The organism is Acidaminococcus sp. AM05-11 (genome assembly GCF_003472805.1).
GTDB lineage: Bacteria > Bacillota > Negativicutes > Acidaminococcales > Acidaminococcaceae > Acidaminococcus > Acidaminococcus hominis.
Window position 1 is genome coordinate 34,401 of record NZ_QRMX01000004.1, and the last position, 24,108, is coordinate 58,508.

A 24,108-nucleotide genomic window follows, 5' to 3' on the forward strand; every position below is an offset into this window, starting at 1 on the left:
TATGATAAGAAACAGCCTTGCATAAATAAAAACCGCTGAAAAGCAATTTCTTGCTTTCCAGCGGTTTTTTCTATGCAGGGTTCTTTCGTTTAGGAGCTTATTTCACGCCAAATTCCTTGGCAATTTCCACCGTAGCCTTCAGGAAGGTATCGATGTCGCCGAAGTCATGGCAGTGCAGCGGGGATACCCGTAGCAGGCCCGTATGACCCAGGGATTCTACAATCCGTTTGGAGTACAGGCTGGTGTTGATCCGTTCAAAGACGATGATGTGGCGTTTTTCATAAGCCAGGCGCAGGTCGGTGTAGTCCACACCCTTCATGCCCATAGCCACTACCAGGTCACGGGTTTCGTCAATAGGACCATCATCGAAGTACACTTCTACCCCGGGGATATGGCGCAGGCCAGGAACGGTTTCGCTGCCTTCCAGCATATGTTCCAGCAGGGCTTCTTCCTGTTCGTGGGCTTTCTTCATGCCTACCACGTATTGTTCCCGGCGGCTTTCAGAATTGGTGTAGTGACGGCCCAGCCAGCATACATAGTCCACCATGGCGCTCATGGCAGCGAAGTTGGCATGGGGATAGGTGCCCAGTTCCCATTCCTTGGCATCCTTGCCGTTTAATTTATCATGGGGCAGCACAGCAGCCCGGTCAGAAACGTAGCCGTAGCCGCAGCCCCGGATACCCATCGCTTTATAAGGAGCAATAATCATGCCGTCCAGCTTCAGGTCGTGGGCATACAAAGCGGCGTGGGGCATATGCTGTACTGCATCGGAAATGATGTACAGGTCCGGTTTGATGGCCCGGGCTTTTTCGATGATTTCCTTCATGGGGAATACTTTGCCGGAAATGTTGGAAGCGCTCATGACGCTGAGCAGGCAGGTATCCTTGTCCACCAGGTTCACAATGGCGTCCACGTCCACCCCGCCAGTTTTGGGGTTGGCTTGGGCCACCCGCAGTTCCATGCCCATTTTGGCAGCATAGATGGCGGCAGCATCATAAGCGGACGGATGTTCGATGGAGGTGGTGACCACGTTCTTGCCAGGAACATTTTCAATAATGGCACGGGTAATGCTGAAGGTGGTCTTGGACGGGGTCAGTTCCGTTACCAGAGCCCCTTCGCCCGGTTCTGCACCAAAAATAACTTCCAGCAGGTCAGAAATGCCCTTGGCTTTCACTTCATGCAGTTGCTCGGATACGTCATGATAACGCAGGGGGCAGTCAGGAATCATTTCGTATTTGGCCTTGGCATCTACGCAGGCCTTCAGGCGCAGGGAGCCGCCGGAGTTTTCAAAGAACAGCCGTTTATGGCCGAACATATCCTCATCCATATAACAGAACTTGCTTTTGATTTCCTTTTGCAGCGCTTCATCAAATACCGGTTTATTTGCCATGTTATTTCCTCTTTTCTGTATAGTACCCGGACCGGGCAGCCCTGCGGCCCCCAGCCCGGATCAAAAGTCAGCGTTTCCGTATGCTTATTTGCTTCTATACCGTTCCATCAGCTGCAGCACCCGGTCCAGGGCGGCAATGGCATTGTCCTTGTCCTGGGAGAAGTTCATCCGGAAGCTGTGGGTGAATTGCGGGCCAAATTCCGTGCCCGGCGTCAGGGTCACATTGGCCATTTTCCGTGCAATTTTGGCAAAATCACTGATGCTTACATCCAAAGGCGGCAGGGTGGGGAATATGTAGCTGCCCCCTTCGGTCTTTCTTACCGAGCAGCCTTCGTGGGATTCTACCAGTTTAATCAGGGCATCGCGGATTTCCTGATGCTGCCGGATCCGGTCAGCCAGCCAGCCTTCCGGTTCGTTGAACCAGACCTTGAATACATGCTGGCAGTAGCCGGGAGCCCGCAGGGTAACAATGGCCTGGAGTTTTTCCATCCGGTCAATGATCCAGCTGGAACCAAAAGCCGTACCCAGACGGAAACCGCTGAGGGATTCCGTTTTGGACGGTCCCATAATGGTCAGCATATTATCCGGTTTCTCTTCCAAGGCCCGGAGATGGGTGTAAGGATGGCCGTCAAAAATCTGACGGGAGTACAGTTCATCCACCAGCAGGGTTACATTGTATTTCTTGGCCAGTTTGGCAATGGTGGTAATTTCCTTTTCAGAATAAATCACACCAGTGGGGTTGTTGGGGTTGGAGAACAGGAACAGTTTTACGCCCTGTTTGAAGGATTCTTCCAAATCATCCAGGTTCACCCCAGCACAGGTATTTTGGCTCAGATAATCCAATTTAACCGGTACCAGTTCCCCTTCGAAGAATTCCACCAGTTTCCGGTTATCAAAGTAGTCCGGTTCCACAATGGCGACCTTGTCGCCCCGGCCTACCAGGCAGCCCAGTGCCAGGAACAGCGCGCCCTGGGTACCAGGAGTCAGGATCAGTTCCTTGTCCGGATCCACAGGAGCTCCGGTAAAGGCGGCCAATTTGGCGGCTACGTCCTGCCGAGGGTCTTCCCCGCCCCGGTATTCCGTGTACGCTACGCAGCTGCCCATGTTGAAGCCTTCAATGAATGCATCCAGAGAACCCGGTGTGGGTTTGTGGGCATCTACATCCCCGTGGGAAAAGTCCACTTTGGGGCCCGGCAGGGGTTCGCCCCGCAGGTCCAGCTGAGCTGCAGCCTGCAATTTTTCCTGTCCCGGTGCATTGTCAATTCCCAAGCGTTTAAATTTCTCCGTCAGTAAATCCATAATATTCCCTCCTGAATCAAAATTGATTGTGGTTGTTTCCATGCGTCACTTGCCAGGTGTTTTGCCAAACATCTCTTGTCTCTATTATAGAAAAGCCCGGCCCCAATTACCAATTGGTATTTAAGACACCTGTTATATCAATTTACTTATAGGCTAAGGATTCATTTCGGCTTTCAGGCCCGCATCTATACTGGATTCCTTTATTTTTTCACAAATATTTCTGTGTTTTTTCCCTGCGAAGGGAGATTATAATCCACCAAGAACTTTCCCGTACTTGGCCCCTTCCTCCTGGCAAAATTCCATAAAGGCCTTGGCCAAAGGAGACAAAGGCACATGCTTCTTATAGTACAGATTTACGCCCCGTACTGCCAGCGGGTCCGCCACCTTGTAGTACACCAGTTTGGGCGTAGCCTCCAGGGAACTGATTACCTCCGCCCGGATCATGGTCATCCCTTTGCCGTCCCGGGCAATAAAGTAGCTGGTAAGCATCTGGTCCATTTCCAGCAGTACCTGGGGGCGAATGCCCGCATTCCGGAACATCTTCTTGATGCGCTTATGGCTGTCGTTGCCCTTGGTCAGGAGAATAAAGGGATACTTCTGAAACTCTGCCAGGGATACCTGGGGACAGTCCGGCTCCCAGTACCGGCCCTGTTTCACCTCTTCCCAGGAAAGCGCCGCCTCCCGGAGCCGTTGGTTCACCGGGTACTCTGCCGGCACCACCAGCAGCATCATTTCCGAATATAGGTAGCAGCCCTGGCATTTGCTGCCGTAGCTGGTATCCACACTGAGCACCATGTCCACCGTATCCTTTTGCAGGTACTGGACCAGGTCCGCCGTATTCCCTTCCAGTAAATTGATGTTGGCTGGCTTTTTGCTGGCCTTCCGAAAGGCATCCGCCAGTTTGGGCAGCTCATTGGCGCAGAAAAACGCCGAACTCCCAATGCGCAGGGTCCCCTGTTCCAGGCTTTGCAGGGCCTGGAGCTCCTTCCCCAATTTCTGCTCGATTTCCCGAATTTTCAGGGCGCTGTTGATGTACTTGATGCCTGCTTCCGTCAGCGTCAGGGGCGTTACCCGCCGGTTAAAAAATTGCAGCCCGTACCGCTGCTCCTCCTTTTTTACAATGGCGCTGAGTGCGGGCTGGGTTACAAAGAGCTTGGCCGCGGCTTTGGAAAAGCCATGTTCCTCGTACACCGCCAGCACATATTCCATTCCTTTTTCCATAGCGCTCCCCTTTCTTGTATTCTGCACATTGTATACTTTTTACCGAAATAAATCTTGTTGTCTTTGATTATACTCCTAAAAAGCAAGTATTTATGCCCTTTTCCCGTTTTTTCCCATACGTATTTTTGTATAAGGTGATATCTATTTACATATTGGCAAAAGGCCCTTGTTTTTTTCTATAATATTTTTAGCTAAGAATCACACGCATGGAAGCCGGGCCGTCCGCCAAACATCCCCGGACTACAAGGGAGGTTTTTTTCATGAAGAAACTCATTCATATGGCATTATGGAAACAGATTCTCATCGGTATCGTTGCCGGCATCCTGGTGGGCGTCTACGCACCCGGTGTGGTACCCCACATCAAGTTCCTGGGCGACATCTTCCTGCGGCTGTTAAAAATGCTGATTGCACCTTTGGTGCTCTTTACCCTGATCAGCGGCGTGTGTAAGATGGGCGACATCAAGCGCCTGTACACCGTAGGTATCCGCATTGTCTGCTATTACCTAATTACTTCCGCGGTCAGCGCCGCTCTGGGCCTGTTGTTCGCCCTGTTCACCCAACCCGGCAAAGGCGTAACGGACCTCTTGACTTCCGAATCCGGGAAAACCGTTTCCTACGATTTTCTGTCCAACATGATCCAGTGGATTCCCACCAACATTTTTGAATCCCTGGCCAAAGGCGACACCCTGCAAATCATCATCTTTGCCCTGCTCACCGGTATTGTCCTGCTGCTGTTGGGCGACGAATGTGCCGGCGTTGTCAAACTCATTGACCAAGCCGCCAACGTGATGTTAAAGATGACCGACCTGGTCATGAAATACTCCCCCATCGGGATTTTCGCCCTGATTGCGGACATGATGACCACCATCAGCGGCCGTATGCTGTACCAGGTTGTAAACTTTATCGCCACCGACTGGGCCGTATGCCTGGTAGTCATCTTCATCATCCAGCCCCTGCTGGTACAATTCCTGGGCCGGCTCAGCGCCATCCAGTATCTGAAGAACGTAGCCCCCATTATGGTTGTGGCTGCTTCCACCACCTCTTCCGCTGCTACCCTGCCTTTGGAATTAAAGATTGCCAATGAAAAAATGGGCATTCCTGAAAACATCTACGGCTTCTGCCTGCCCCTGGGCAATACCTGCAATATGAACGGCATGGCCTGCGGCATCGGCGTAATTTCCGTCTTTGCATCCAACCTGTTTGGCGTACCCATTACCATCGGGGCCTGTGTCCAGTTCATCTTCCTGGGCCTGGTACTTTCCGTAGGGGCCGCTGGTGTAAAAGGCGCCGGGATTGTCATGTCCTCCGTGCTGCTGCAAACCGTAGGCATGCCCCTGACCCTGGTACCCTTGCTGGCTGCCGTATGGCCCATCCTGGACATTGTCCATACCACCGCCAACGTTTCCGGCGATATGGCTGGCACCATCATCGTAGCCAGATCCCTGGATTCCCTGGATGTGGAAAAATTCAACAGCTAATACTCCAAAAATGCTATACCGTTGCTGCCCCGGACTGGCCCCTCCAGTCCGGGGCTTTTTCCTATTTGTCTCCTCCAAACGTGGAGGAGATGCCGACGCAGTCGGCAGAGATAGTTCAAACCCAATAGGCTCCTTCAGTGGTGGCGGCGAAAGGCGTCGAAGAGAGTTTAGCAAATGAAGAACATCGAGTAAATTTTATTTTAACGAGGGTATTTTTTGCGGCCGCAGGCCGACTTGCCTTCCGCTTACCTGTTCGCGCAGCGAACAGGAGAAGGGGAAGGGTGGCTGCGCCCCAAGAGAGTAAGCGCAGCCGGGATGGGGTTTCGTCCAGGAGTCCGAAGGGCCGCCCAAACCTCCGCTGACCGCACAAAAAGGAGGTATGAAAAAATAAAACTTCTATCGTCGCCTGAATCCTGGAAAACTTCTTCCGTCAGCCTCTCGGCTGCCACCCCCTTCACGCTTGAAGGGGGCTATAAAGGAAAATGCGATACTTCCTACAGTGGTTCGCTGCTAGCCAGGCGGCGTCGCCCTTCGGGCTTGCCTTCTGGGCAGCTATCGCATGGCTCGCGTATTCCAAACAGCTTTTGGAATACCTGTAGCGCTGTTTGGACGCGAACGCAACGCTTTACGGTCGCATCCAAATGTCAATGCATTTTCCCGAGGACATTTGGTATATGCGACCTATGTGATAGCCGTCCGTGAGCCGAACCCGCAGGGTGAAGGGGATGCGCTCATATCCAATAATCCACCAAAAATTCTAAGGGATTATTGGCTAATATGAGCCATGTGATAGCAGCCTGTGAATCAAGCTCTTTGAGTGCAGATGAACAGCTAGCTGCGAACCACTACGGAGCACGGCGAACCACTCAGGAAGCGTTCCTATCCACTACTGGACATGTGATAAAACGGGATATTACAATCATCTACGTAACTATGATTTCTTTTCCTATACCCATTTTGCACATGACTCGTATAGGCCCAAGACCGGCCCCTGCAAGCGTGTAGGGGCTGGCAGTCCGTAGGACTGACTGAGGAAGTTTAGTTCAGCAATTTTATTATTTCACACCCCCGAATGAAGTCCAATTCAATTGGCCCGGAGGGCCCCGGCCCAGCGGGCGCCCATAGCACCAACCACTGGGAGAACTGTCACCGCAGGATGACTAAGGGAGTCGTATCCATTTCTCAAGGCCTTGGCCGTAGAGAAATGGAATATACGACCCCTGCGACAGCCGTCCAGGAGTCGAGCCTGCAAGGCGATGACGACTGGAATACGGCGAACCGCTGAGGGGATTCCCCAGGCCAGCACACTTCAGGTTCGCAGACCGCACAAAAAGGCGGAACCCGAAGGTTCCGCCCCAACAGCACAAACTAATAGTTCTTTCCCTTACCCTACCACAGCCGTCAGAGAAATCTCCACCGGCGCGTTTTTCGGCAGGCTGGCCATACCCAGGGCGCAGCGGGCACAAACCCCAGCGTCTCCCAATTGTTCCGTCAGATATTCAGAAGCAAAGTCCGCCAGTTTGGTGTGGTCCACAAAGCCTTCTGCGGCGTTGACATACACAATCATCTGGAGTACCCGGCCAATTTTTTCCCCTTCCTGGAGCTGGTTTTTGGCAGCCGTCAGAGCATTGGCAGCCGCTTGAATGACGGCTTCCTTGTATTCTTCCAGGGGCTTGTCCGCCTGCACCTTTCCGGTGTAGATCAGCACCCCATCTTTCCGGGACGTCATGCCGGCGGTCATAATCAGTTGTCCAGCCCGGACGGCGGGCACGTATTTTCCTTGCGGTACGGGATTTTTCATTACTCATCTCTCCTTTGTGAATTGCTTTTATGTGAGAAGCTTTGCTTCTTGCTGCCTTGTAGTTTTATTATAGCGATTTTCTTTCTCTTTTGCCTGCGCCTTTCCCAGACCAAGCCCAACAAAACGGTGCACTTTCCTGCTTGTATTTTTCAGGTTTCCGGCTTACCATGGAAGCAGAAATTATTCCTGTAAGGAGGTATCACCACCATGTTATCCCTTGAAACTGTGTTCCAGGCCCAAAACCGCCTGGCTCCCTACGTCTACCATACACCCCTGATTCATCTAGAGGCTCTGGACGCCCTTCTGGGCTGCCAGGTATACGTCAAGGCAGAATGTATGCAGCTGACCCATTCCTTCAAGATTCGGGGCGCCCTAAACCGGATTCTGGAGCTGTCCCCGGAGGAACGGTCCCGGGGCATTGTCACCGCTTCCAGCGGCAACCACGGCCGGGGCGTTGCCTACGCCTGCAAAATGCTGGGCATCAAGGCCACGGTGGTGATTCCCTCCCATGCGCCGGCCATCAAAATCCAGGCCGTCCGGGATTTGGGTGCCGAAGTGGTCCTTTGCGAAAAGCCCCAACGCTTTGCCATTGCCGAAAAATTGCAGCAGGAGCGGGGCTATTGCTACGTGCCGCCCTTTGACGACTACGGCGTCATGGCCGGCCAGGGCACCATTGCCCTGGAAATCTTCCAGGATATGCCCAATCCCGATGCAGTGGTCATTCCCATTGGCGGCGGCGGGCTCACCAGCGGCATTGCCACCACCGTAAAAGCCATCCGGCCCCAGACCAAAGTCTACGCCTGCGAACCGGCCCTGATTCCCCGCTTTACTGCCAGCCTGAAAGCCGGCCATCCCGTAACCGTACCCCAGGTGGACACCATCGCCGACGGCGTGGCCACCCTGCGGCCCGGGGATAAAACCTTCCCCATTGTTCGGGATAAAGTAGATGAAGTATTGGACATTCCCGAAGAAGCCCTGCTGCCCGCCATGAAACTGCTGCTGACAGAAGGCAAGGTACTGGCAGAACCTTCTTCCTCCATCGGTCTCGCCGCCATTCAATGCGGCAAACTCCACGTTACCCCGGAAGAAAAAGTCGTATTCGTTCTTTCCGGCGGCAATTTGGACCTTTCTTTAATCCAGTCATTATAAGAATTGGGTCCCTCTTTTGATTATAGCAAGCCCACTCCCGTCCGTAAAAGTCGTAATCTTATATACTCGTATAACCCACAGCTTATAGCTCCAGGAAAATTTTCAAGTTTTCCTGGAGCTATAAATAAATTCATATAAGTACATACCAAAATATCATTTCGCCAAAATTTCAGATTTTTGCTATGATAAGAGCAAGACAAAACGCTGGCTCCAGTACCGTTCAAAACCTTCACCCTCTGACGGTCTCCAGACTGGAGCAGCGTTTTTTCCAACATTTCAGGACCGTGCCCAGCAAAGGGCAGAAAGGAAGGCTTAGCATGGAAAAAGATCTGGTTGAAACCTTTTTGGCTGTGGCTGAGGTCAAAAACATCAGCAAAGCCTCCCGCCTGCTCTACGTATCCCAGGCCACCGTCAGCTACCGGCTAAAGCAGCTGGAACGCCAGGTGGGCGCAGACCTGATTGCCCGCCGCCAGGGCGCCCGGGAAACCAGCCTGACCGACAGCGGCCGCCGCCTGCTTCCCCTGGCCCAAAGCTGGCTCACCGCCAATCTGGCCCTGGAAAACTTCCAGCCCTGAAGGCCCGCCGTCCAGGAACAATTGTCCGCTAAAAACAAAAGCAGCCTTGTGAACGCCGCTTCCGTTCACAAGACTGCTTTTTTCTTGTTGCTTTAGGCCTGCCACCACACGCACACCGGCGAACCCGCAGGAATTTCCTCCGTTTTCTTTACCAGCGTTCCAGCTTTTTGGACAGCAAACCGGCTAAGGGTATGGGTCAGCTCGTTGGCCGCCACCAGCTCCGTACCCTCCGGATTCAGCCCGATGAAACGGGGCTGACGGCCCCCGGTCAGCACGTTCTGGACATAGGTCATCCGGCCAGTTTCCGGCTCCAGGGCATACACCGTCACCGAGTCGTGGGTCCGGTTGGACACGTACAGTGCCTGGCCCCCTTTCCCCATAACGATTCCGCTGGCCCAGCCGGGACCAAAGTAATCCTCCGGCAGGCTGGTAAGCAGCTGCTGGGGTTCCAGACTCCCCGTTTCCGGGTCAAAGTGGAAGAACAGCACCGTGCTGTCCTTTTCGTTCACCAGGTACACAAACTTCCCATTGGGATGGAAGGCCATATGCCGGGGTTCTGCACCAGGCCGTGCCTGCCAGAAGAAACGGGCTTCCAATTCTTCCGTTTCCGGATGAATGGCGTACACCGTTACCCCGCCCACCCCGTGGTCCCGGCCCTGGGCCGGTACCAGCAGCCAGCGGCCACTGGGATCCAGACATACTTGGTGGGGATGGGAAACGTACCCATGGCCGGGCTGCCCGGGCACAAAGGTCAGCTGCCGAACAGCGCCCAGACTCCCGTCCGCTTCCACCGCCACCTGGGCCACACTGCCGGTTTCCAGGCTGGCCACGTACAGGGACGTTTCCTTGGGGCTCAGCACCAAATGCACAGGGTTAGTGCCGTACACCGGCACCGTGTTCAGTTCGGTCAGCGTGCCGTCCTTGGCTCTTGCCAGAGCAGTGGCCGTGCACCCATCCCCATGGATGGCGTACAGCCGGCTGCCCGCCCGGTTGCCGCAGAAATAGGACGGATTTTCCAGACAGGGCAGCGTTTGGAACTTCTGCCAGCTCCCGCCTTTTTCTTCGTATACTGTAATCCCTTCTCCCTCCGCCTTTCTGGCTTTGGTAGTCCGGGAACCTACATAAATGGTCATAGCGTTTCCTCCTAGGACAAGAATTTCAGACCGCCAGCCAGGGTGAAGGCAAAAACAATCACCACGCACAGGGCGGACAGGCCAAACAATTTAGCAAACAAACCAGCTTCTTCCGCTTTTCCCCGTTCTTCCTGGGCCACCCCGGCCATAATCAGGGAACCGCCGGTGGACATGGGACTGATGCCCGCCACAGTAGCCGAGCACACAATGGCTGCCACCATCTGGATAAGAGATGCCCCGCCTACATTGGCTGCCACCTTGGACACCGTAGGAATCAGCGTGGGGAACACCACTCCGTTGGCGCTGGAGAACCAGGACATAATACCCCCGGTCATCCCCATAAAGGCTGCCGCCGTATATTGGTTCATAAAGTAGGCCAGACCCTTGGCCATCAAATCGATACCCCCCAGCAGCTTCACCAGGTTCATCAGCACGCTGATGCCGCAGATGAGGATCAACGTATTCCAGGGCAGCCGCTTCACCGCCGCCTTCTCGTCCACCTTGCCCGTCATCAGCAGCACAAAAGCCAGGGTAAAGCAGACAAAGCCCACATCCTGGGAGAAGCCTACCACAGCCACAAACAAAATGGCAATCAGCAGCAGGCTGAATTTCTGAATGCCGTCAAAAGCAATGGCTTCCTGGCTTTGGGTACTTTCCCCCCGGAGCTTCCAGCCCTTAAACAGCAGATACACCACCAGGGCGCACATCACGTTGGCCGCGGTTACCCCCAGGAAAATGGCATTGCCCGGCATGGCCACGTTCATTTCGCTGAGCAAATCCCCCACAATGATTCCCGTCAGGGCAATGGGAGACGCCGTACCGCCCACAGCACCCAGAATGGCCATGACTCCCATAAGAATGGGGCTTACCCCCAGCTGGAAGGCCAGCGGCACTGCAAACAGCACCATCACCGTCTGGACACTGATGGCTCCAGGTCCAATGGCCGAGAGAATATAGCTTACCAGATAAATCACAATGGGCACCAGGAACACCTTGGTACCGCACAGCCGGGTCAGTTTCTTGGAAGCCTTTTCCAAGGTACCGTTTTCCTGAAGCAGGCTAAAGAAAAACATAGTTCCCAGCAGGGTCAGGAACAACTTTCCCGGAAACCCACCGTACATTTTGCCCAAGGGAATATTCCCCAGCCGGCCCAAAATCACCGTAAGTCCCAAACAGATCAATCCCACATTGGACTTTTTCACAAAGCCCAGCACAATGGCTCCCAGAAGAAACAGGAGCGCCACCAGCGCCATTGACATGATACTTCCTCCTTCATTTGTTCAGAGTTTTCCGAATCTATTTATGTATTTATTATAAGATTCGAAGGGTATGCTGAAAAATGAAGAAAAATAACCTTTTCCCATTCCCATTAGGAATAGTATGCAACAAAAAAAATGGATTCCCCGCCGTTCAGAGGAGAATCCAGTTTTTACAAAAGCTCTTAATACGCCTTGGTCATGGCGCCATCCAGCAGAATGGTCTGTCCGGATACGTAGCTGTTGGCCTCGCTGCACAGAAAGGCAGCCAACCGGCCGTATTCTTCCGTGGTGCCGTAGCGGCCCAGGGGGAAGTTCACCATATCGTCTTCTTCCACCTTTTCCAGGGACAGTCCCTGCTTTTCAGCACGAATTCTATTCAGCTGGTCAATACGCTTGGTAGCTACCCGCCCCGGTCCAATGACGTTCACCAGGATGTTGTCAGGCCCCACTTCCCGGGCCAGGGTCTTGCTCATCCCCACCACACCCATGCGCATGGTATTGGACAGCAGCAGATTATCCAGGCAGTCCTTTACCGAGGAGGACGTGCTGTTGAGAATCCGGCCGCCGCCCAGGCGCTTCATGGAAGGCAGTACCGCCCGAATGGTGCGCACATAGGACAGCAGGCACAGGTGGAAGGCCTCCTCCCAGTCCTCATCGCCAAACTTGTCAAAGGTGCCGGGCTTGGGCCCAGGGCATACATTCACCAGCGCCCAGATATCCCCCACCTGGCTGACCACCTGATCCACCAAACGGGTAATTTCTTCCGGGTGCAGCAGGTCGCACACAAACCCTTCCGGCCGGTTGCCGGTCTTTTGGGCAATTTCTTCCTGCACGTCCCGCATCCGCTGTTCGTAGGGCCCGGAAGTAGCCAGCACCACTTTGGCCCCTTCCCTGGCCATTTCCGTGGCAATTCCCTTGCCCAAGCCAGAAGCCGAATGCATCACCAAAACCACTTTATCTTTTAAACCTAAATCCATAGTATCCCTCCTTAGAAAAACACCTGCAAACGATGGGTTACGCGGACTGGACCCTGGCGGCCCACTGCCGCCGTCCTGCCCTTACCTTGATTATACGGCGAAGGCCCCCCTTTGTAAAAGGCAGGAATTCGTACACCAAGATAAACTGGGGCTTATACCTATCCTCAATTTTTTCTCGCTGGCCAAAAACCATACTCCCCTGTAGGTCACTCCTTGTGCCTGCAAAAACTGACGGTTTTTTCGCCATTTTTGCGTCCAATTGCATGCAAAAACCGTATTTTTTTCTGACCTACAAGTCCAGTCTCCATGCGGGTTTTCGGTTTTTATAACTTTCTTATGCATTTAACGTTTTGCTAAATTAGCAATTTTAATACATTTTGTGGTATAATTAGTTATTATGTATGATAATTTGTATCAAAACACGCATATTTTTGAAAGCGAAAACGCATGTTTTTTGTCATTCTAAACAAACGCATTTCCAAAAGGGGGAATCCTATTGAGCACATGGGAAAAATTGAAAAAGTATACTTCGTTTGATCCGGGAATTACCCTTCCCAGCATCATCATTATTTTCACCGTAGTATTTGGCTGTGCAGCCTTTCCAGAAATCACCGAAACCTATCTGACCCAGGCCCGGCATTGGATTACCAGCTCTACCGGCTGGCTGTTCATCCTGGGAGCCTCTTTCTTCGTGATTTTTCTGCTGATTCTCTGCGTCAGCAACCTGGGGAATATTCGTCTGGGCAACGATGATGACGAACCGGAGCACTCCTTCTTCTCCTGGCTGGCCATGCTGTTTGCGGCCGGCATGGGCATTGGGCTGATGTTCTTTGGGGTAGCGGAACCCATTTCCCATTTTGCCCAGCCCCTTCACGCCGGTCTGTCTGTCAATGACCAGGCCAAAACCGCCATGCTGAATACCTTCTTCCATTGGGGCATCCACGCCTGGGCCATTTATGGCGTCCTGGGCTTGGCCCTGGCCTACTTCGGGTTCCGTTACCACGTGCCCCTGACCGTACGCCGGGCCTTCTTCCCCATCCTGAAAGATAAGGTCAACGGCCCCATCGGCCGCTTCATCGACGTGGTGGCCCTGTCCTGTACCATTTTCGGTATCACTACCACCCTGGGCTACGGTGCCCTGCAGCTGGCGGCGGGCTTTAAGGAAATCCACCTGATCGATTCCGTCCAGCCCTCCACCCTGGTACTCATCATTCTGGTCTGCACCAGTTGCTCCATTCTGTCTGCAATTTCTGGCGTCAGCAAAGGCGTCCGGTATCTGAGTGAAATCAATTTGCTGCTGGCCTTTGGCCTGATGCTGTTTGTTCTGCTGGCCGGTCCCACGGTTTTCACCTTGAATGCATTTACGGAAAACCTGGGCGCCTACATTGCCAACCTGGTTCCCCTGAGCTTCCGGACCTTTGCCTACGACCCCCAAAACGAGGGTTGGTTCACTTCCTGGACCGTTATGTACTGGGCTTGGTGGATTACCTGGTCCCCCTTTGTGGGCATGTTCATCGCCAAGATTTCCAAGGGCCGCACCATCCGGGAATTTATCCTGGGCGTACTCCTGGTGCCCACGGTATTTAACCTGCTGTGGATGACGGTTTTCGGCAACACCGCCATTTGGGTGGACCTGACCCACAAGGGCATCCTGTCCGGCCTTACCGGGCAGACCGAAAGTATGCTGTTTGCCTTCCTGCACCAGCTGCCCTTCAGCCAGATTACCTCCTTTCTGTCCATTGTGGTCATTACCCTGTTCTTTGTAACCTCCGCCGACTCAGGGATTTTCGTGGTAAACGGCATTGCCTCCTCCGGCGGTACCCAATTCCCCCGTTGGCAGAGCATTCTCTGGGGCGCCGTACTGGCAGCCCTGGCCATCCTGCTGCTGTACACCGGCGGTCTGGACGCCCTCCAGGCCATGAATATGGTTATGGCCCTGCCCTTCCTGCTGATTCTCCTGCTGCTGTGCTTCTGCCTGTTCAAAGGCCTCCTGGTAGACGAAGACTACTTTGGCCGCGGCCTGTCCGCCTGCACCTCCTATTGGACCGGCTCCGCCTGGCAGGACCGGCTGCATTCCATGGCCATTTCCCCGGACCTGAATCACGCCCGGGACTTTATCCGGAACACCGCTGTTCCTGCCTTTAAGGAACTGGCCCAAGAAATGGAAAACTATGGAGTCAAAGCCACGGTAAAGATGAACGGCCCCTACAATATGCCCAGGGCCGAATTTACCATTGTCCAAAGCACCATGCGGAACTTTACCTACGGTGTCATGTGCCAGGAAACCGACGTATCGGAATTTGCTACCGAAAACCCGGCCATGCCCCAAATCAACCGGGAAGTCATGTACGTGCCCGTCAGCTACTTTGCCGATGGCCGCATTGGCTACCCCGTCCGCTATATGAAAAAAGAAGAACTGATTGTAGACGTACTGCGGCAATATGACCGGTTTACCAAACTGGCCACCGACAAACGCCACCGCCTGTTCCTGTTTGATCCGGAAGACTAACCTAAAATAGACAAAGCCCTGAAGCATCTGCTGATGCTCCAGGGCTTTTTGCTGCCGTTTTTTATCTTTTCTCCACGTGTTCCGCTTCCGTCATAGGCGGCTGGCCAATCCAGGACAGCGCTTCGTCCTCGCTTAACGTCAGCGTTCCATCTTCCTTCTGGAAGGCCGGAATCCCGATGCCGCTTTCCGGCTCCCGGGTCCGTACCCCTGCAAAGACCGGCTGATGATCCCGCAGGGTCAAAAACCGCTTCATATTGGTGGTATTTTCCGTAATATCTACCAGTTGGAACTCCTTTTCCAGCTTCCGGCTGGCCATGAGCGCCAGGAAATTCCGGCAATCGATGCAAATGCGGCTTCCATACATTGTAATCATAGGATATTCCTCCTTTGGGTTTCTACAGGTATTATAGCACGCAGGCACAAACCCGACAGTTCCCCCATGAATCTTTAGTTTTTGTTCTCCAGCGGCTTAATCTTATCCAGCATAATGTTCAGAATCTCCACATCCGTGGATTTCATTCCCACCCGGCCCATATCACCAATGGCCACAATGATTTTTTCTACTACAGGCTCCTCCAGTGGTTCGCGGCTCGCTGCGCAGCTTCACCCTACGGGTTCGCTTTGCAGGCCGCTATCACATGGCTCATATTAACCAATTCTCTGCGGCTTACAGCCTTGATAATTGGATATGAGCGCAAAGCGTTGGAGGAGGTGGCAGCCACTACCTTCCACGTTTGGGAGTCGCATCCGGTCGTCCACATCAAGGCAGCAATGGAGGACCGGCTAATGCGACCTCTGTGATAGCATTCCAAGAAGCAAGCTCGAAGAGCGCGGCTGATTGGTACAATGCGAACCACTCGGGGAAGGGGAACCGCCCAAAGGGTGGTGGAAAGGGGGCTGACGGAGAAAGTTTTCCTCTGCTAGTCCTTTATCTCTTGTTCTCTAGTGGCTTGATTTTATCCAGCATAATGTTCAGAATCTCCACGTCCGTGGATTTCATCCCCACCCGGCCCATATCACCGATGGCCGCAATGGTCTCCTCTACATTATCTTTCACCAAGCCTTCGCCGCTCTTGAAAGCCCGTTTCTTCCGGGCCATATGGATGGCCACCGTAGCACATTCCACTGCGGCCGCAATCTTAGCCGCACAGGAAGACTTGGCACCATCGCAGGCCATGCCACCGATGGTGGCAATGCTGTTGGTGATGACTTCACTGATTTCCTCGTAGTTCATGCCCATCATGTACGCAATGCCGGCCCCGCTGCCGCAGGCCGCACTGGTAGCCCCGCAGTAGGCGGACAGGCTGCCGATATACCGTTTCTGGTGAATAGAAATCAGGTTGCTGACAATCAGCGCCCGGTACAGTTTCTCTTGGGGAATATGGTAGTATTTGGCATACACCACCACCGGCATGGTCACCGTAATCCCCTGGTTGCCGCTGCCGGAGTTGATTACCACCGGCATGGGGCAGCCGCTCATCCGGGCATCGGAGCCCGCCGCAGCCAGCGCTTTGGCCTGGACTTCCACCTTGCTGGTATCAAAGTCTTCCATCAAAGTCCGTCCGATTTCAGCCCCGTAGGGATGCTTCAGTCCTTCTTCAGAGATGGCCGTATTGTATTCAATCTGCCGTTCCAGTACGTCCTGAACCTCTTTCAGATCCACCGTATCAGCAAATTCCAAGATATCCTTTACGTTCAGCAGGCTCTTGTCCGGTCCCACCGGTGCAGCTTCCTTGCCGGCGGCATTGTCCCGGTTCAGCAGCACCTGGTCGTCCTTGACGATTTTCGTAATGTTGGAATGGTAATCCTGGATTTCCACTTCTGCAGAATGTTCCCCTGCGGTAGCTTTGATATCAATATAAAGATTAGCCACATTTTCTACCAGGTTACAGTCTACAAAATCTGTTTTTAAAAGCGCTTTGCATTTTTCAATATCCGCCGGTTTTACCGCTTCCAACACCGCCAGTTCCTGGGAAGCATCTCCTCCGATAACACCCATGGCAGCTGCAGCCTGAATCCCCCGCTGGCCGCCGGAATTGGGCACCGTTACCGCCTTCACGTTCTTGACGATGTTGCCGCTGCAGCCCACTTCCAAATGCTCGGGCATCTGACCCAGCACTTCCCGGACCTTGGCCCCTGCGTAGGCAATGGCAATGGGTTCCGTGCAGCCCAGGGCAACCTTCAATTCATTTCTTAGAATCTGTACATACGTATCATAGACTTTCTTTTCCATGTGAACGCTCCCACTCTCTTTGCGATTGAATACCAAGCCTTCCCGGTTACCAGCGCGGTGAACTCCCTTGCTGCCCTGCTGCCAGTCCCGCCATCGACCAGAAATACCTGTTATTCGATTGTATTTAAGCTATGCTGCATATTTTCTCTCTAACTCTTATTATACCAAAAAGGAATCATAGGAAAAGCAGGTTTTTTCGCTTTTTGTGCACAAAAAAATCCGGAGTTTGCACTCCGGATTTTCTATATGCTTATAGTCCCGTCCAACCAGCAACCTGTAAGACTCCCAGCGCAATGGAGGCCAGGATGCTCTGCAGCAGCAGGAAAGGAGCAAACCATTTGGCATACCGATTGTAGGCAATGCCTGCAATCCCCAGGGAGCCCATGATGGTCCCTGCCGTAGGAACGATACAGTTGGACAAGCCATCACCAAACTGGAAGGCCTGCACAGCTACCTGCCGGGTAATTCCCGTCAGGTCGGCCAGCGGCACCATCAGCGGCATTACCGCAGCAGCCTGGCCGGAACCGGAAGGAATGAACAGGTTGATGAACAGGTTGGCCCAGAACATCAGAATGGCGCCCACCACCGGGCCGAACATCCCAATGGGAATGGACAAATAGTACACAATGGTATTCAGGATGTGCCCGTCTTTCAGGATAACGGAGATGCCATTGGCAAAGCCGATGATGAAAGCCGCATTCAACATGGGTTTGCACCCTTCGATAAATTCCTTGGTGGTACCGTTGACCCCCAGCTTTTGGGCAGCCCCCTGAAGGATTACCGCCAGGAACATAATGGCCGCAATCTGCTGGTTCCCCCACTTGGCGACTACTGCACCGGTCATGATAGCCACAATGGCCAGAATCATAGTACCCATGCAGAATTTCTGTACTCCAGTCATTTTACCGGAGCTTTCCACGGTTTCGCCCAGCTTATCCCCCATAACGTCAGCTTCTGCCATGCCGTCATAGTAGCAAAGACTGGTGGTGTAGTTCTTTTGAATCCCCTTGATATACCGCATAACAAACAGATAGTTCAAGACGAAGTTCACCGCATGGAACACAAACCTCACGGACATCCCGGAGAACACCGGCAATTCCGCAATAGGATGCGCAACCCCTAGGGTGGACGGATTGGCCCAGCCTACGTTGAAGCCGGAATAGGCACCCAGGTAAATCATCATAAAGCCGGCCGCTGCATCCAATCCCATGGTCTTGGCTACCACCATGCCGATAGGGATCAACGCTACCGTAGGATTGGCAAATACGCCGGTGGCGCCGCCTACGGACATGAAGGCCATGATTACGAAAATAATGGCACCCAGGTTGGCTGTTTTGCCGCCCGTGGTCAAAGATTTAAAAGCTACTTCTACAGCCCCGCTTTTTTGCATCATGTGCACCGCGGAGCCCGTAAACAGCACCATGGCAAACAGCACAGCCGCTCTTTGGAAACCGATAACTACCGCATTCAGTACCGCAAAGGGTCCCTGAGGCGTCTGCTTAACAGCATGATACGTACCTGCTACTACCCGGGTTACATTCCCCACCTTCTGGGTATCAAACTCCCCTGCCGGCAGGATCCAGGTCAATACGGCCGCAAAACAAATCAAGAAAAACAAAAGTGCAACTGTTTGTGGAAATTCCTTCGCTTTCATTGGCTTCCTCCCCCTGTTTTCAGTGACTTAGCCCAGATAGTCCCGGGTAAACTGCACCAGGACTTTCACCCCTGTGGCCAAAGCCTTTTCATCGAATACGTTTTTCGGATTATGCAGTCCCCAACGGGTATTGCTGTCCTCATTGTTGCCCGTGCCTAAACGGAATTGGGCTCCCGGACACAGCTTGGGGAACATCCAGGAAAAGTCGTCGGACCCGGTGGAAGGATAGGGAATGGGTTTTACGTTCTCCGCTCCAATGGTCTCCCCGGCAGCCTTCACCACAGCATCAATGACCTTATCATCGTTAATCAGCGGCGGCATACCATCGTCCCATTTTACCGTTCCTTTGCCCCGAAAGGCCGCAGCCCCATGTTCCACAATCCGGTTGATTTCTTCATGCATCAGTTTCCGGCTATTGGGTTCCAGGGAACGCAGAGTTCCCACCATTTCCACCTTTTCCGGCACCACATTGCCAGCCTTGCCCCCATGAATGGAGCCAAAGGTCAGCACTGCCGGAAATACCGGCCGGTTCACCCGGGATACCACCGTTTGGAGTTCCGCCAGCAGATACCCGCTGATCATAATGGGATCCACAAAGTTTTCCGGGTGGGCCCCGTGCCCAGCCTTACCGGTTACCGTCACCGTAAGAAAATCTGAAGACGCATTGGCCGGTCCTTTGATGACCCCAATGGTGCCTGCATCCCATTCTGGAGAGCAGTGCAGCCCCAGCAGCACGTCCGGATGAACCTTTTCGTAGAACTTCGTTGCCAAGGTTTCCAAAGCACCATACAGCGCTTCTTCTGCCGGCTGGAAGATAAACAGCACATCACCAGCCAATTCGTCCTTGATTTCGGACAAGGCCTTGGCCGTGTACATCAGCACCGTCTGATGGATGTCGTGACCGCAGGCATGCATTACCCCTTCCTCACAGGAGGCAAAAGGCAGCCCTGTCTGTTCCACAATGGGCAGGGCATCAATATCTTCCCGCAGGCCCACTACCTTGCCGGGTTTGCCGCCCTTTAAGAGCCCGATGCAGCCCGTCTTCATGCCCACCTCCAGCACCTCAATGCCACAGTCTCTGAGGAACTTCTCAATCCGTTTGGTGGTCTCAAACTCCTTGTTGCTTAGTTCCGGATGCTGATGAATCGTGCGCCGCACCCCAATCATCTCTTGCTCATACTTCTCTACCAATGTGTTAGTATCCATATTCCAGCCTCCCATCCATTATTGCTTGACGGACCTTATTCCCGGTTCTTGTAGCTGGTCCGGTACTTCCAGTCCGCTGTCAGTACATAAAATCGTACGTATTCAACCAATCTGCCATCTTGCCCATACGTTTTCCGGCTTACCTGCATCACCGGAGTTCCCTCCGGCACCTGCAGCTGCTTTGCCGCTTCTCCCTGGGCCCCTACGGCTTCCAAGACTTCCGCCGTCTGCCCAATGGCCCGATGGTACTTATCATACAAGGCCAGCATGGAAGCAAAATTTTCTTCCTGCTGAATCAGCTCCCGTTCCAACCCGGCCACATAATGGTGCAAATAGTACAGGGGCTTGCTTTTATAATACCGAACCCGGGTTACCCCTGTAATGGTCAAGCAGTTTTCCAAACCCGGTTCTCCTTGTAAAAAGGCAGGCAGGGGTTCTTCCTCTACCTTTAAGGTTCTGCAATAGATCAGCGCCGACTTCTCGGAAAACTCCTGTCCAAAGCCCCCCAGATTTAAATGGGGCCAGGCCTGATGAACGGCTACATAAGTGCCTTTGCCCGGCCGGCGGACGATAAAACCTTCCAGTCCCAATTTTTCCAACGCCTGGCGTACCGGCGCCTTGCTGCTTTGAAAGAAATCGCTCAGCTCACTTTCCGTGGGCAGCTTTTCTCCTTCCTCGTATTCATGCTTTTGTATTTTTTGATACAGATATTGATAGATTTTTTCATGCAATGGTTCTGCCATATGTTCCACTCGCCTTCTTGGGTTATCCCCTTTGGAAAAAGGGTGCGCCGGAAAACCTTACATTTTCCTGCGCACCTCATTATATCATTTTTCCAGATAGGCAAGGGCAACAGAAGTCATTGCCGTAATACCCGTAGGCAGAGCTTTTTCGTCAAAAATAATGGCCGGATTGTGCATCCCCAGTTTGGACTGGGGATTGTCATTGGCCGTGCCCAAACGGTACAGCACCCCAGGAATCCGTTCCTGGTAGGCAGAGAAATCCTCACTTCCCAGGGAGGGTTCTGCCAGCTCGCTGACCTGTTCTTCGCCTAAGGCAGCCTTTACCGCGTTCCGAGCCAAATCCGTCAGTGCCGCATCATTCATAACCGGAGCCGGCCCCTTGGTGTAGGTAATCTTGGCTTCGCAGCGATACCCTGCAGCAATGGAAGTAATAATTCGGCGCAGCCGTACTTCCATGCTGTTGCGCACCTCCGTATCCGTGGTACGCACCGTTCCCTGCAAAGTAACGGAAGGCGCAATCACGTTCCGAGCCGTACCGCCCTGGATTACGCAGAAGGAAACCACCGCGCCCTTGGTAGGCGGCAATTCCCGGGAGACAATGCTCTGCACCCCTTGGATAACCGCAGCTGCAGCCACAATAGGATCCACACAGTTGTCTGGATGGGCCGCATGACCGGATTTTCCTTCGATAACCACATCTAAAGAATCCGCCGAAGCCATAAAGGAACCAGCTTTAAAGCCAATGGTACCTGCCGGCAGGAAAGGCCAAGTATGAAGCCCAAAAATAGCGTCTGGCTTAGGGTCGTCCAGGACACCCCGTTCAATCATGCTTTCGGAACCACCCAAAGCTTCTTCCGCACATTGGAAAATAAACTTCACTGTACCTGGCAGATTTTCCCGGACCTGGCTCATTGCCCGGGCCGTACCCAACAGTACAGAAGTATGCAGGTCATGGCCACAGCTATGGGCCACCCCGGACTCCAAGGAGTGGAAAGGCAGTCCGGATTTTTCGGTCATGGGCAGAGCATCGATGTCCGCCCGCAGAGCCAACACCTTACCGGGTTTACCACCTTTCAGAACACCCATTACTCCGGTTTTTCCTTCCCAGGTAGTTACTTCCACACCTGGCAGTTTTTCCAATTCTGCAGCAATCCGCTGGGTTGTTGCAAATTCCTTATAACTCAGCTCCGGATGCTGATGCATATTCCGGCGGAAAGACCGGATATACTCCTGATCTTGTTCTATAAAGGCTTTCGCCTCTACTTCTAATAACGCTTCCATCCCGCTCACGCTTTCTCAAAATATTTGTAGTTTCCGTTGATATGGGGCAGGCTTTCTCCAGCGTCAATGCGCTTTTTGGTAGCCGGTTCGCCATTTTGTTTGGCAATGGCCCGTTCGCCGTATTCCTTGGCAAACTTGGGATCCACTACGAAAATGCCATCATCATCAGCCACCACCAGGTCACCAGGTTTTACCACTACATTCTGGATAGCAATGGGTACATTGATCATGCCTTCAATACCCAGGCTGCGGGTAGTCAGGGCGCTGACGCCATAGGAATAAATCAAGAGTCCCATTTCCTTCAAGGCTTTCACGTCTGTAATGCAGCCATCAATAATAACCCCAGCCACGCCTTTGGTCTTATAGGCATAGCCCACCAGTTCGCCCAAAGGAGCCCGGTCGTATTCACTGCAAGTATTGACGCACAGCACATCTCCCGGTTTTACCACATCCACGGCCTTATGGATGGCAATGGAATCCATATGGGGCAGCTGCACCGTTACCGCATTGCCCACAAAATGGAAGTTGCTCTGGAAGGGCTTTAGCCCGGTAATGAAACCAAAGTCAGTCATATGACCAATGGTAGAAGGACAAACCTTTTCATACAAATCCAATAGTTCCGGAGTCACACCTTGTACACGTTCATTCAGCAAAAACATTTTTCAAGACCTCCTCAAATTTTCTTCTTTATTTCATAAATTCGTAAAAATACCAGATAATGGTGGAAGCTACCAGCCAAGCCAGGGTTACCAGCGGCAGGCCCACCTTGAAATAATCCTTGATTTCATAGCCGCCGGGTTTCCACACCAGCAGGTTGGGCCCAGTGCCAAAGGGTGTGCAGAACGCCAAGGAAGATGCCACGGCAATGGCCATAACCACACCCCGAGGATCCAAGTTCAGGGATTGGGCGTACACAATGCCCAAGGGCAGCATAATAGCGGACAAGGACGTGCCCATCATAAACTGGGTCAGGAAAGCCGTCAGGCCGGAAATCAAAAGGATTCCCACATAGGGGCTTACGGAAGAGGTATATTGACCCAGGAAACCAATCAGCATTTGGGTTACACCCGTCTTTGCCATAGCGCCGCTCAAGGGGAACACACCGGCTACCAGGAACAGGGTAGGCATACTAAAAGAAGAAATGGCATCATCTACGGTAATGCATTTGGTAACTACCACAATGATACTGCCCAATACAGCAGCCAAATGGAAAGGCATAATCTTGGTAGCCATAGCTACCACCAAAATAATGAAGACCAGAGACGTAATCACCATGCCCCGTTTATCCTTCTTGGCTACCGGCGGTACATCGTCATAACTGGTTTCTACTTCAGGGAGCATTTTGCTGCCAATAAAGTACATATACAGCCCGCCGATAATGGTAATGGGGAGACCTACTTTGGTAAATTCAAAGAAGCCATAGCCTTGATACCCGGCTTTTTCCAAGAGGCCGCTGGCAATGATATGGGGTGTGGTACCCACAAGAGTGATAGTACCGCCCATGGAAGCAAAGAAAGCCAAGGTCATGTAAATCCGGGACAGCTTCACATGGGCCTTTTGGGCCATAGCCCCTACAATGGGCATCAGGCACCCGGTGGTCCCTGTATCGTTCAAAAAGGCGCTCATGCTGGCAGAAACTACCGCCACACTCAGGGTCAGCCGTCTTTCCGTCCTGCCAATCAGGTTAATGATGGTACTGCCGATGGTGTCTGCCAGGCCGGTTTTCATAATGGCCCGTCCAATGACAAACATACTCATAAAGAACATACAGGTTGAATTGGAAAAATCCGAAAAAGCCGTTGCCGGATTCAAAATCCCGGTCAGCGCAAGTATTGTAGGAATCGAAATCCCCACGATAATCGGATCAGCAATCTTCCAATTCAGGGCAATAAACACCCAGAAAAACAATCCAATTACCAACCACATTTGCCAAGTCACTGCAATCTCCTCCCTATTTTCAGCGTTGCTGAAACATTATAATATTATAATATTATATGCTATAAACCTGTTTCAACTTTTTCCTTCTATAGGGAAATGTTCGTATTTTCCTTGTTATTTTTCGTTTTATTTTATACACTCATGTACCTGTTATTTTGTGTATTCTTTTGTTACAGTGCTTTTACACGCGTACTTTTGTCTTTTTAAATTTTACTTTTCTCATTTTCGACACATATAAGTTCGTTTATATGGACAAATATTT

General features: G+C 52.6%; 19 protein-coding genes. 4 read left to right on the forward strand and 15 right to left on the reverse strand.

Annotated elements, in window-relative coordinates; translation table 11 throughout:
* Window positions 1-97: 97 nt before the first annotated feature.
* The 3 genes from DW089_RS03375 to DW089_RS03385 form a co-directional block, all read right to left on the reverse strand.
* Entirely contained in the window at window positions 98-1,390 is a 1,293-nt protein-coding gene (locus DW089_RS03375; RefSeq protein WP_105326447.1) for an aminotransferase class V-fold PLP-dependent enzyme, read from the reverse strand.
* 84 nt (window positions 1,391-1,474) lie between these two features.
* Window positions 1,475-2,689: a pyridoxal phosphate-dependent aminotransferase gene (locus DW089_RS03380; protein ID WP_105326448.1), complete on the reverse strand. Its 1,215-nt coding sequence runs from the start codon at window positions 2,687-2,689 to the stop codon at window positions 1,475-1,477.
* 246 nt (window positions 2,690-2,935) lie between these two features.
* Entirely contained in the window at window positions 2,936-3,910 is a 975-nt protein-coding gene (locus DW089_RS03385) for a LysR family transcriptional regulator (protein ID WP_118286774.1), read from the reverse strand.
* 260 nt (window positions 3,911-4,170) lie between these two features.
* Between DW089_RS03385 and DW089_RS03390 the strand changes: the two genes are divergently transcribed.
* On the forward strand, window positions 4,171-5,388 hold the full coding sequence (locus tag DW089_RS03390) for a dicarboxylate/amino acid:cation symporter (protein ID WP_105326450.1): 1,218 nt from the start codon (window positions 4,171-4,173) through the stop codon (window positions 5,386-5,388).
* Between the two features lie 1,384 nt (window positions 5,389-6,772).
* Here DW089_RS03390 and DW089_RS03395 read toward each other — a convergent pair.
* Window positions 6,773-7,189, reverse strand: a complete 417-nt coding sequence (locus tag DW089_RS03395) for a RidA family protein (protein ID WP_105326451.1) — start codon at window positions 7,187-7,189, stop codon at window positions 6,773-6,775.
* A 207-nt stretch (window positions 7,190-7,396) separates the two neighbouring features.
* Between DW089_RS03395 and DW089_RS03400 the strand changes: the two genes are divergently transcribed.
* Together DW089_RS03400 and DW089_RS03405 are read left to right on the forward strand one after the other, a co-directional pair.
* A complete protein-coding gene (locus tag DW089_RS03400) occupies window positions 7,397-8,338 on the forward strand; it encodes a threonine/serine dehydratase (protein ID WP_105326452.1) in 942 nt (313 codons plus the stop codon).
* Window positions 8,339-8,655: 317 nt separating this feature from the next.
* On the forward strand, window positions 8,656-8,913 hold the full coding sequence (locus DW089_RS03405) for a LysR family transcriptional regulator (protein WP_158572315.1): 258 nt from the start codon (window positions 8,656-8,658) through the stop codon (window positions 8,911-8,913).
* A gap of 92 nt (window positions 8,914-9,005) precedes the next feature.
* Here the strand turns inward: DW089_RS03405 and DW089_RS03410 are convergent, their stop codons facing one another.
* The 3 genes from DW089_RS03410 to DW089_RS03420 form a co-directional block, all read right to left on the reverse strand.
* Window positions 9,006-10,046 carry a lactonase family protein gene (locus DW089_RS03410; protein ID WP_105326454.1) on the reverse strand — a complete coding sequence of 347 codons (1,041 nt, stop codon included), beginning with the start codon at window positions 10,044-10,046 and terminating at the stop codon, window positions 9,006-9,008.
* Window positions 10,047-10,057: 11 nt separating this feature from the next.
* On the reverse strand, window positions 10,058-11,305 hold the full coding sequence (locus tag DW089_RS03415; RefSeq protein ID WP_231086343.1) for an SLC13 family permease: 1,248 nt from the start codon (window positions 11,303-11,305) through the stop codon (window positions 10,058-10,060).
* A gap of 182 nt (window positions 11,306-11,487) precedes the next feature.
* On the reverse strand, window positions 11,488-12,282 hold the full coding sequence (locus DW089_RS03420) for an SDR family oxidoreductase (RefSeq protein ID WP_105326456.1): 795 nt from the start codon (window positions 12,280-12,282) through the stop codon (window positions 11,488-11,490).
* A gap of 496 nt (window positions 12,283-12,778) precedes the next feature.
* Here DW089_RS03420 and DW089_RS03430 point away from each other — a divergent pair, with 496 nt between their 5' ends.
* Window positions 12,779-14,791: a BCCT family transporter gene (locus tag DW089_RS03430; protein WP_105326458.1), complete on the forward strand. Its 2,013-nt coding sequence runs from the start codon at window positions 12,779-12,781 to the stop codon at window positions 14,789-14,791.
* Window positions 14,792-14,852: 61 nt separating this feature from the next.
* Here DW089_RS03430 and DW089_RS03435 read toward each other — a convergent pair whose 3' ends face one another.
* From DW089_RS03435 to DW089_RS03470, 8 genes are all read right to left on the reverse strand, one after another.
* Window positions 14,853-15,164 carry a hypothetical protein gene (locus DW089_RS03435; protein WP_105326459.1) on the reverse strand — a complete coding sequence of 104 codons (312 nt, stop codon included), beginning with the start codon at window positions 15,162-15,164 and terminating at the stop codon, window positions 14,853-14,855.
* Window positions 15,165-15,719: 555 nt separating this feature from the next.
* Window positions 15,720-17,024, reverse strand: a complete 1,305-nt coding sequence (locus DW089_RS03440; protein WP_105326460.1) for a serine dehydratase subunit alpha family protein — start codon at window positions 17,022-17,024, stop codon at window positions 15,720-15,722.
* Between the two features lie 250 nt (window positions 17,025-17,274).
* The gene (locus tag DW089_RS03445; protein ID WP_105326461.1) at window positions 17,275-18,678 is read right to left on the reverse strand and encodes a YfcC family protein; all 1,404 of its coding nucleotides are present in this window, start codon (window positions 18,676-18,678) and stop codon (window positions 17,275-17,277) included.
* A 27-nt stretch (window positions 18,679-18,705) separates the two neighbouring features.
* Window positions 18,706-19,884 carry a M20 family metallopeptidase gene (locus DW089_RS03450; protein ID WP_105326462.1) on the reverse strand — a complete coding sequence of 393 codons (1,179 nt, stop codon included), beginning with the start codon at window positions 19,882-19,884 and terminating at the stop codon, window positions 18,706-18,708.
* Between the two features lie 35 nt (window positions 19,885-19,919).
* Window positions 19,920-20,627, reverse strand: coding sequence for a GntR family transcriptional regulator (locus DW089_RS03455; RefSeq protein ID WP_118286775.1), 708 nt, complete (start codon window positions 20,625-20,627; stop codon window positions 19,920-19,922).
* Window positions 20,628-20,711: 84 nt separating this feature from the next.
* Window positions 20,712-21,908: a M20 family metallopeptidase gene (locus DW089_RS03460; RefSeq protein WP_105326464.1), complete on the reverse strand. Its 1,197-nt coding sequence runs from the start codon at window positions 21,906-21,908 to the stop codon at window positions 20,712-20,714.
* Window positions 21,909-21,913: 5 nt separating this feature from the next.
* On the reverse strand, window positions 21,914-22,567 hold the full coding sequence (locus tag DW089_RS03465) for an RraA family protein (RefSeq protein WP_105326465.1): 654 nt from the start codon (window positions 22,565-22,567) through the stop codon (window positions 21,914-21,916).
* Between the two features lie 28 nt (window positions 22,568-22,595).
* Window positions 22,596-23,834 (reverse strand): SLC13 family permease, encoded by a 1,239-nt coding sequence (locus tag DW089_RS03470; RefSeq protein ID WP_105326466.1) that lies wholly within the window; start codon window positions 23,832-23,834, stop codon window positions 22,596-22,598.
* Window positions 23,835-24,108: the final 274 nt, after the last annotated feature.

Excerpts from the sequence above, each read along its gene's own strand:
- DW089_RS03435 (WP_105326459.1), bottom strand. The coding sequence starts at position 15,164 with ATGATTACAATGTATGGAAGCCGCATTTGCATCGATTGCCGGAATTTC.
- DW089_RS03390 (WP_105326450.1), top strand. The coding sequence starts at position 4,171 with ATGAAGAAACTCATTCATATGGCATTATGGAAACAGATTCTCATCGGT.
- DW089_RS03455 (WP_118286775.1), bottom strand. The coding sequence starts at position 20,627 with ATGGCAGAACCATTGCATGAAAAAATCTATCAATATCTGTATCAAAAA.
- DW089_RS03460 (WP_105326464.1), bottom strand. The coding sequence starts at position 21,908 with ATGGAAGCGTTATTAGAAGTAGAGGCGAAAGCCTTTATAGAACAAGAT.
- DW089_RS03400 (WP_105326452.1), top strand. The coding sequence starts at position 7,397 with ATGTTATCCCTTGAAACTGTGTTCCAGGCCCAAAACCGCCTGGCTCCC.
- DW089_RS03380 (WP_105326448.1), bottom strand. The coding sequence starts at position 2,689 with ATGGATTTACTGACGGAGAAATTTAAACGCTTGGGAATTGACAATGCA.
- DW089_RS03465 (WP_105326465.1), bottom strand. The coding sequence starts at position 22,567 with ATGTTTTTGCTGAATGAACGTGTACAAGGTGTGACTCCGGAACTATTG.
- DW089_RS03415 (WP_231086343.1), bottom strand. The coding sequence starts at position 11,305 with ATGTCAATGGCGCTGGTGGCGCTCCTGTTTCTTCTGGGAGCCATTGTG.
- DW089_RS03420 (WP_105326456.1), bottom strand. The coding sequence starts at position 12,282 with ATGGATTTAGGTTTAAAAGATAAAGTGGTTTTGGTGATGCATTCGGCT.
- DW089_RS03470 (WP_105326466.1), bottom strand. The coding sequence starts at position 23,834 with ATGTGGTTGGTAATTGGATTGTTTTTCTGGGTGTTTATTGCCCTGAAT.
- DW089_RS03440 (WP_105326460.1), bottom strand. The coding sequence starts at position 17,024 with ATGGAAAAGAAAGTCTATGATACGTATGTACAGATTCTAAGAAATGAA.
- DW089_RS03405 (WP_158572315.1), top strand. The coding sequence starts at position 8,656 with ATGGAAAAAGATCTGGTTGAAACCTTTTTGGCTGTGGCTGAGGTCAAA.
- DW089_RS03375 (WP_105326447.1), bottom strand. The coding sequence starts at position 1,390 with ATGGCAAATAAACCGGTATTTGATGAAGCGCTGCAAAAGGAAATCAAA.
- DW089_RS03410 (WP_105326454.1), bottom strand. The coding sequence starts at position 10,046 with ATGACCATTTATGTAGGTTCCCGGACTACCAAAGCCAGAAAGGCGGAG.
- DW089_RS03395 (WP_105326451.1), bottom strand. The coding sequence starts at position 7,189 with ATGAAAAATCCCGTACCGCAAGGAAAATACGTGCCCGCCGTCCGGGCT.
- DW089_RS03445 (WP_105326461.1), bottom strand. The coding sequence starts at position 18,678 with ATGAAAGCGAAGGAATTTCCACAAACAGTTGCACTTTTGTTTTTCTTG.
- DW089_RS03385 (WP_118286774.1), bottom strand. The coding sequence starts at position 3,910 with ATGGAAAAAGGAATGGAATATGTGCTGGCGGTGTACGAGGAACATGGC.
- DW089_RS03450 (WP_105326462.1), bottom strand. The coding sequence starts at position 19,884 with ATGGATACTAACACATTGGTAGAGAAGTATGAGCAAGAGATGATTGGG.